Here is a 1,464-nt window from a genome sequence, read left to right on the forward strand (position 1 = left end):
TACTACTGTGTCACAAAACATTTGAGGTAACACAGCAATACGGACATCTCTTTAATCGCCTTGAGATGTGGGCAGCAATTCGCCAGCGCAGCGTTGCGATCGAGTCAGGTACGTGTCGCTGCATTCGCTGGGAGCCGCGTGGGATGTAGTCCGTGGGTAAGGCAGGTGCGCTGCGGATTTCGGAGTTTTTTTTACTGCCATCATTGAGGCGCTGTGCGACGAGAAACCCATAGGCGGAAATGCATAGAGATGCGTGATGATGAAATCCACGCCACCCACGCCCCTCGAAGTGTCCAAGGCCGAACTCCTGCTTTAGATCCTGGTAGTCGCGCTCAATGCGCCAGCGCATTTTGGCAACGTGAACCAGATGTTCGACAGCCGTCGCATCGGGCAATGTGGAAAGCCAGTATTTGGTTGGCTCGGGTTCACCAATGGGCCACTCGATAAGCAGCCATTCCTCATCGCGCGGCGTAGCCCGCCAATAATCACGGTGAGAGGCCCGCACGCGCAACGCCGCAAAGCGGGAACTCAAGGCGGTACGCGTGCCTTCGCGCCAGGAAACCGTGTGATAGCAGGATGGTTCGAGCGCGAGCGCAAGGTCTTTGACTACGGCGGGATTGTGTCCCAGTACCCGGCGCTGCAGGCTTCGTGGTCGGCCGGGCTTGCCTGTAGAGGATTCGGCAGGTAGTGGGGCCCGGCCCGGTGGCCACACGCGGGTGCTCGACTGAATGCCCACGGCGTATTGCAGTCCGAGTTCACCAACGCTGTCACGAAACGCCGTGTCGTTTCCATAACCCGCATCAGCCAGCACCACTCCATTCGGGGCACCGCTTTGCCTTGCCTCACGCAGTTGCGCGATAGCGATCTGCGGCTTGGTTGCAAACTGAATTTCCTCGGGAACCCCTGCCAACTGCCGTCTCGCCGGATCGTCCACCCATTCCTTCGGGAGGTAAAGCTGATAAGCGACGGGCAGGCTCGCCTCCGTGGTGGCTACTGACAGGCTCACGGCAACTTGGCAATTATCCTGCTTCCCCAACTGTCCACAGTATTGCCGCGCCACGCCCACCGAATGCTTTCCCTTCTTCGGAAAACCCGTGTCGTCAATGATCCAGTACAGCCCGTTTGACGGATCCATATGCGGCAATACCCAGCGCCGAACCTGTTCGATTAATGCGGCGTCAGACCATTCTGACTTTGAAACGAAGTGATGCAGGGACTGGTGCCGCGCACTCACACGATGCGGTTCGAGATGGGCCGCCAGCGGCTCAACACTCTTACGCGCAATCGGCAGCATCAAACCCTGACAATAGCCCACCAGACCGGCACGACGATCACTGTGTCCAATTGTGTCGCATAGGTGTTCCAGGTATTCGTCGAACGATGTCTCCCAGTCCATCGCTTCCTCATGCAAAGAATGAAGAAGCTCCTATAATGCCATGAATTTTATGACACAGTAGTACTATG

Annotated in this window: 1 protein-coding gene; it reads right to left on the minus strand. The window is 57.1% G+C overall.

Annotated elements, in window-relative coordinates; all coding sequences use genetic code 11:
• Positions 1-10 precede the first annotated feature (10 nt).
• On the minus strand, positions 11-1,396 hold the full coding sequence (locus ACZ9H4_RS37060) for an IS701 family transposase (protein ID WP_476123243.1): 1,386 nt from the start codon (positions 1,394-1,396) through the stop codon (positions 11-13).
• Between the last annotated feature and the right edge of the window lie 68 nt (positions 1,397-1,464).

Source organism: Paraburkholderia sp. TE9906, assembly GCF_056279605.1.